We start from the raw sequence: 6,261 nt of genomic DNA, 5'->3' as shown, positions 1-6,261 counted from the left end.
GGGTGAAAATCAGAATGATCCCCAGACCCACGTAAGCTCCCGCCATTGCGGAACTGATCCAGAAACCAAGCGGGTTGTTTGACGACAATCGGGCAATGCGCGCGGCATTCGCCGCACATTTATTAATGGTATCGGTGAACATTTGTGTTATCCCAATAAAGTGAAAGAAAAGTAAATAAGTGAGATTTTTGACAAAGAAGGAAAAAGCGTGGTTTTTCCTTCTTTGTGGTTATCAGCCGAAAATCAATAAATTGATTTTCCTTGTTTTTTATTAATGGTCTATGTGCGTTTTGCGAAACTCATGGGGTTTGTCATCAGTCTGCGCCACCCTTTGCGGGTGGCTTATTGCTAGATCGCTATCCACAGCACTATCATCACGACTATCAGCGCGGTCAATGCCATGGCTGGCCGGGCGCTTACCGCTTTCAATGGCTCGATAAACGGTGCCCAGATTGGGTTGAAAATCGGCTGCGGATTCAGTACTTCATGCTTTACGGGCAGACGCTCCGCGCGTTTTAAGAACACCTGATTGAGAATATCCAACACCTGTGCGGTGGTGAGTAACGTCTGGGGTGCCGCCTGAAAGCGCTGCTGGGAATAGTCCGTTATCTCTTTCCACTCTCCCGCCTCAAGCGGCTGTTTAAGCGCCGCCTGGATGGTATGCAGCGTCGGGGCACTCTGATGGCTCAGGGTCTGGCGCGCCTGTAACCAGGTGGTGAGTAGCGTGAAGTGTTTGGCCGGGATAAGCTCGCCCGATTTGACCCCGGAAAGCTCCAGCATCGACTGCCAGATTAATTTTCCTGACTCGCCGGTTGTTGCGGCGAGCCTGGCTACCTGTTTATTTAACGAATTATGTTCGGCAGGCAGCAGCGGACGGTCGGTCGCCGGGCGCTGCTGCGGCTGTGGGATCGCCAGCTGGTTATTTTGCAGCAGCGTCAGTACGCTTTTTAATTGTTCGGGCGTGAGCTGGCCGAGCGCGGTCTGACCAAACTGCTGGCGGATGTAATCGCTCACGGCCTGGCGATTATTGCCCTGTGGCAGAAGGTCACTGAGCTGCTGAATCACCTGGCGCGTGGCGTGGGTGGTTTGTGCCAGGCTCAGGCGCTGATTGAGATTTTGCTCAGCCGCGGGGAAGTGACGCGATAATAAAGGCGTCTCACCTTTTAGCCCGAGATCGTGTTTGAGTCCGGCCCACACTTCGGCGCTTTGCTGCAGGCTTTGGGCAACAATACGCGTGATCAAACGTTCCAGAACGGTACGTTGCTGAGTGGAAAGCGGAAGCTCGCCTGCCGCAGAAAGGGGGGAGGACGGTTCCCCCGGAGGGCGTGCTGTGGCCCCCTGAATGGGTTGCATAAGCTAAAATCCTTTGTCGATCCCCGGCTCAAGTATGCCAGGACGCCAGATTATGGCACACTATCGGGCTTATTCTCGACGATTAACCGAACAGGTAGCTAACGTGAAAATCCTCGTTGACGAAAATATGCCCTATGCACGCGAATTGTTTAGTCGCCTTGGCGATGTTACTGCGGTTGCCGGGCGTCCTATTCCCGTATCCGAACTGGCTGATGCCGATGCGCTAATGGTGCGTTCGGTCACCAAAGTGAATGCTGATTTACTTGATGGCAAAGGGATTAAATTTGTCGGTACGGCAACGGCGGGCACCGACCACGTTGATGAAAATTACCTTAATCAGGCAGGCATCGCTTTTTCAGCGGCTCCTGGCTGTAACGCTATCGCGGTGGTTGAGTACGTCTTTTCCGCGCTACTAATGCTTGCGGAACGCGACGGTTTCCAGCTTGCCGACCGCACGGTGGGCATTGTTGGCGTCGGTAACGTAGGTTCACGCCTGCAGGCTCGCCTGGAAGCTTTTGGCGTTCGCACGCTGCTTTGCGATCCTCCGCGCGCTGACCGTGGTGATGAAGGTGATTTCCAGCCGCTGGAAACCCTGGTACGTGAAGCCGATGTGCTGACGTTCCATACGCCGCTGTTTAAAGACGGCCCTTACCAATCGCTGCATCTTGCCGATGAAAAGCTTATCTCCAGCCTCAAACCCGGTGCGATTCTGATTAACGCCTGCCGTGGCCCGGTGGTGGATAACGCCGCGTTGCTGAAATGTCTGGAGAACGGGCAGGACTTGAGCGTGGTGCTGGATGTCTGGGAGCCGGAGCCTGAACTCAATGTGGCGCTGCTCAATAAAGTCGATATCGGGACTGCGCACATCGCGGGCTATACGCTGGAAGGCAAAGCGCGCGGCACCACGCAGGTGTTTGAAGCATTTAGCGCGTTTATCGGCCAGAAACAGCAGGTGGCATTAGACACTTTGCTGCCAGCCCCTGAGTTTGGCCGCATCACCCTGCACGGCGCGCTCGATCAGGCGACACTCAAAAGACTGGTTCATCTGGTGTATGATGTGCGCCGCGACGATGCCCCGCTGCGTAAAGTCGCGGCCATTGCGGGCGAGTTTGACAAGCTACGCAAAAATTATCTGGAGCGCCGTGAATGGTCATCGCTCTATATTCAGTGCGATGATGAAGCTGCCGCGGCAATGCTGCAAAAGCTGGGCTTTAACGCCATCTATCAAGCAGGACGTTAATACAATCCTTTTTATCGTCCCGGTATATCGCCGGGGCGATACTGCTATCAAAGTCTGGAGTAAACCAACATGTCTGAAGGCTGGAATATTGCCGTTTTAGGTGCCACGGGTGCCGTAGGCGCAGCTGTGATTGAACTGCTTGCCGAACGCCAGTTCCCGGTTGGTGAATTGTATGCGCTGGCGCGCAACGAAAGCGCCGGTGAAAATATCCGTTACGAAGGCAAAACCGTGATGGTTCAGGATGCGGAAGCATTCGACTGGACGCAGGTTCAACTGGCATTCTTTGTGGCAGGCGCTGAAGCGTCCGCGCGTTATATCGAAGAAGCCACCAACGCGGGCTGCCTGGTTATTGACTCCAGCGGCCTGTTTGCGATGGAGCACGATGTGCCGCTGGTGGTGCCTGACGTGAACCCATTTGTGCTGGGCGAATACCGCAATCGTAACCTGGTGGCCGTTGCTGACAGTCTGACCAGCCAGCTACTGAGCGCGCTAAAGCCGCTTATCGAGCAGGGGGGATTATCGCGTATTCAGGTCACTAACCTACTGGCTGCGTCCGGGCGCGGCAAAACGGCGGTAGATGCGTTGGCAGGGCAGAGCGCCCGCCTGCTTAACGGTTTGCCTATCGAAGAGGCTGACCTGTTTGGCCGCCAGTTGGCCTTTAACATGCTGCCGTTAGTCCCAGATGCACAAGGTAGCGTGCCTGTAGAGCGCCGCCTGGTGAACGAAGTGCGTAAGGTGCTGCAAGACGAAGGCGTGATGATTTCTGCGAGCTTCGTTCAGGCTCCGGTATTTTACGGCCACGCGCAGATGGTTAACTTTGAAGCGATGCGCCCGCTTGCCGCTGAAGAAGCGCGTGATGCGTATATGCAGTTTGAAGATATCGAGCTTTCCGAAGCAGGCGAGTTCCCGACTCAGGTTGCTGATGCTTCCGGTAGCGCACATCTTTCCATCGGCTGTATCCACAACGATTACGGCATGCCAGAACAGATCCAGTTCTGGTCTGTTGCCGATAACGTTCGCTTTGGCGGCGCGCTGATGGCGGTGAAAACCGCTGAAAAATTAGTGCAGGAGTATATGTACTAATGTCCGAGGAGTTGCCCGATCTTTCCAGAACCAGCCCTCTTTATAAAATTGCGCTCGGCATTGAATACGACGGCAGCAAATATTACGGCTGGCAGCGCCAGAATGAAGTGCGCAGCGTGCAGGAGAAGCTTGAAAAAGCGCTCTCCAAAGTGGCGGACGAGCCGATCGGCGTCTTCTGCGCCGGGCGCACCGACGCAGGTGTTCATGCCACCGGCCAGGTGGTGCACTTTGAAACGCGCGTGCAGCGTAAAGATGCGGCATGGACGCTGGGGGTAAATGCGAATTTACCTGGCGACATTGCCGTGCGTTGGGTCAAAAATGTGCCCGATGATTTTCACGCGCGCTTCAGCGCGACGGCGCGGCGCTATCGCTATGTGATTTATAACCAGCGTCTGCGCCCGGCGGTGATGTCACAGGGGGTAACGCATTTTTACCATCCTCTGGATGCTGAGCGTATGCATCGTGCGGCACAGTGTTTGCTGGGCGAAAACGATTTTACTTCGTTCCGCGCGGTGCAATGCCAGTCGCGCACGCCGTGGCGTAACCTGATGCATATCAACGTCACGCGTTACGGTGCTTACGTGGTGGTGGATATTAAAGCCAACGCTTTTGTGCATCACATGGTGCGCAATATTGTCGGCAGCCTGATGGAAATCGGCTGTGGCAACCAGGCAGAAGACTGGATGGCTCAATTGCTGGCGGCAAAAGATCGCAAGCTGGCAGCTGCAACCGGTAAAGCAGAAGGCTTGTACTTAGTTTCTGTGGACTACCCTGAACATTTTGCGTTGCCTAAACCCCCGATGGGACCCCTTTTTTTGGCAGACTGACTCCGGTCGACAAAGGTAGATAACTATGGATTTTATCCACTTTATTATTGATTTTATTCTGCACATTGATGTGCACCTGGCGGAGTTGGTCGCGCAGTATGGCGTCTGGGTTTATGCCATTCTGTTTTTGATTCTGTTTTGCGAGACGGGTCTGGTGGTGACGCCGTTCCTGCCGGGTGATTCGTTGCTGTTTGTGGCGGGCGCGCTGGCGGCATTGCCAACCAACGATCTGAACGTTCATACCATGGTGATTTTGATGGTTATCGCCGCTATTGTGGGTGATGCGGTGAACTACACTATTGGGCGGATGTTTGGCGAAAAGTTGTTCAGCAACCCGGACTCAAAAATTTTCCGTCGCAGTTATCTTGATAAAACACACGCTTTTTACGAGCGTCATGGCGGAAAAACGATTATCCTCGCGCGCTTCGTACCGATTGTGCGAACTTTCGCACCGTTTGTTGCCGGCATGGGGCATATGTCCTATCGCCACTTTGCGCTGTATAACGTGGGCGGTGCGTTGCTGTGGGTATTGTTGTTCACCTACGCAGGTTACCTGTTCGGCGATCTACCCATCGTGCAGGAAAACCTGAAATTACTGATTGTGGCGATTATTTTACTGTCGATATTGCCGGGCGTGGTTGAGATCCTCCGCCATAAACGCGCGGCCAAACGCCTGCAAAAGTAATCCTGTCGCGCGGTTCGACCACTTTTTTATCCAAAGTCGCGGGCCGTTATGTTTTAATGAGCACCATTTATGGTCTGGGGCAGGTATTGACTGCCTCAGAAAAACTGGCATCGACCAGGTTCAAGCAGAAAGGTCATCAATGAGCTGGATTGAACGAATTCTCAATAAGAGCAATATCACCCCTACCCGTAAGGCGAGTATCCCTGAAGGGGTGTGGACAAAATGCGACAGCTGTGGCCAGGTTCTGTACCGTGCCGAACTGGAACGCAATCTTGAAGTCTGCCCAAAGTGCGATCACCACATGCGCATGTCCGCGCGCGATCGCCTGCATAGCCTGTTAGATGAAGGCTCGCTGTTTGAGCTGGGTAGCGAGCTTGAGCCAAAAGATATTCTCAAGTTTAAAGACTCGAAAAAATACAAAGATCGTCTGGCATCCGCCCAGAAAGAGACCGGCGAGAAAGATGCGCTGGTGGTGATGAAAGGCACGCTTTATAACATGCCAATTGTGGCGGTGGCGTTTGAGTTTGCTTTCATGGGCGGTTCCATGGGTTCTGTGGTGGGCGCGCGTTTTGTGCGTGCCGTGGAACAGGCTCTGGAAGATAACTGCCCGCTGATCTGCTTCTCAGCGTCCGGTGGCGCGCGTATGCAGGAAGCGCTGATGTCGCTGATGCAGATGGCGAAAACCAGCGCGGCGCTGGCAAAAATGCAGGAGCGCGGTTTGCCGTATATTTCGGTGCTGACTGACCCAACCATGGGCGGCGTGTCGGCAAGCTTCGCCATGCTGGGCGATCTGAACATTGCTGAACCAAAAGCGCTGATCGGCTTTGCAGGCCCGCGCGTGATTGAACAGACCGTGCGTGAAAAACTGCCGCCGGGCTTCCAGCGCAGCGAGTTCCTGATCGAAAAAGGGGCGATCGATATGATCGTTCGCCGCCCGGAAATGCGCCTGAAACTGGCAAGCATTCTGGCAAAACTGACCAATCAGCCCGCGCCGAATCCGGAAGCGCCGCGTGAACCGATTGTGGTTCCGGCCGCACCGGAAGAAGGTCACGAGGCCTGATAGTTAATAAGGG

Annotated in this window: 6 protein-coding genes and 1 pseudogene; 5 read left to right on the top strand and 2 right to left on the bottom strand. The window is 54.3% G+C overall.

All coding sequences use genetic code 11. From position 1 onward, the window contains the following. Both EHN07_RS02995 and flk read right to left on the bottom strand, forming a co-directional pair. Nucleotides 1–142, bottom strand: a pseudogene (locus EHN07_RS02995) (nitrite transporter NirC); the annotation flags it as partial. A gap of 206 nt (nucleotides 143–348) precedes the next feature. Beyond that, nucleotides 349–1,353, bottom strand: a complete 1,005-nt coding sequence (gene flk / locus EHN07_RS02990) for a flagella biosynthesis regulator Flk (RefSeq protein ID WP_124022718.1) — start codon at nucleotides 1,351–1,353, stop codon at nucleotides 349–351. A 103-nt stretch (nucleotides 1,354–1,456) separates the two neighbouring features. On the opposite strand from flk, the gene pdxB reads away from it, so the two are divergent. The 5 genes from pdxB to accD all read left to right on the top strand — a co-directional run bounded on the left by pdxB (nucleotide 1,457) and on the right by accD (nucleotide 6,248). Then, a complete protein-coding gene (gene pdxB, locus EHN07_RS02985; RefSeq protein ID WP_124022723.1) occupies nucleotides 1,457–2,593 on the top strand; it encodes a 4-phosphoerythronate dehydrogenase PdxB in 1,137 nt (378 codons plus the stop codon). Nucleotides 2,594–2,662: 69 nt separating this feature from the next. After that, nucleotides 2,663–3,676: an aspartate-semialdehyde dehydrogenase gene (locus EHN07_RS02980; RefSeq protein ID WP_124022717.1), complete on the top strand. Its 1,014-nt coding sequence runs from the start codon at nucleotides 2,663–2,665 to the stop codon at nucleotides 3,674–3,676. After that, entirely contained in the window at nucleotides 3,676–4,503 is an 828-nt protein-coding gene (gene truA, locus EHN07_RS02975) for a tRNA pseudouridine(38-40) synthase TruA (protein ID WP_124022716.1), read from the top strand. The genes EHN07_RS02980 and truA overlap by 1 nt, the downstream gene beginning before the upstream one ends. A gap of 25 nt (nucleotides 4,504–4,528) precedes the next feature. Beyond that, on the top strand, nucleotides 4,529–5,188 hold the full coding sequence (locus EHN07_RS02970; protein WP_124022715.1) for a DedA family protein: 660 nt from the start codon (nucleotides 4,529–4,531) through the stop codon (nucleotides 5,186–5,188). Between the two features lie 139 nt (nucleotides 5,189–5,327). Beyond that, a complete protein-coding gene (gene accD / locus EHN07_RS02965; RefSeq protein WP_208646968.1) occupies nucleotides 5,328–6,248 on the top strand; it encodes an acetyl-CoA carboxylase, carboxyltransferase subunit beta in 921 nt (306 codons plus the stop codon). The last annotated feature ends 13 nt before the right edge of the window (nucleotides 6,249–6,261 follow it).

Origin of the sequence: Buttiauxella warmboldiae (genome assembly GCF_003818135.1) — a bacterium.
GTDB lineage: Bacteria > Pseudomonadota > Gammaproteobacteria > Enterobacterales > Enterobacteriaceae > Buttiauxella > Buttiauxella warmboldiae.
The sequence above is the reverse complement of the archived record's forward strand: the minus strand, read 5'-3'. Positions and strand labels throughout refer to the sequence as shown.

Excerpts from the sequence above, each read along its gene's own strand:
- EHN07_RS02970 (WP_124022715.1), top strand. The coding sequence starts at position 4,529 with ATGGATTTTATCCACTTTATTATTGATTTTATTCTGCACATTGATGTG.
- truA (WP_124022716.1), top strand. The coding sequence starts at position 3,676 with ATGTCCGAGGAGTTGCCCGATCTTTCCAGAACCAGCCCTCTTTATAAA.
- flk (WP_124022718.1), bottom strand. The coding sequence starts at position 1,353 with ATGCAACCCATTCAGGGGGCCACAGCACGCCCTCCGGGGGAACCGTCC.
- EHN07_RS02980 (WP_124022717.1), top strand. The coding sequence starts at position 2,663 with ATGTCTGAAGGCTGGAATATTGCCGTTTTAGGTGCCACGGGTGCCGTA.
- accD (WP_208646968.1), top strand. The coding sequence starts at position 5,328 with ATGAGCTGGATTGAACGAATTCTCAATAAGAGCAATATCACCCCTACC.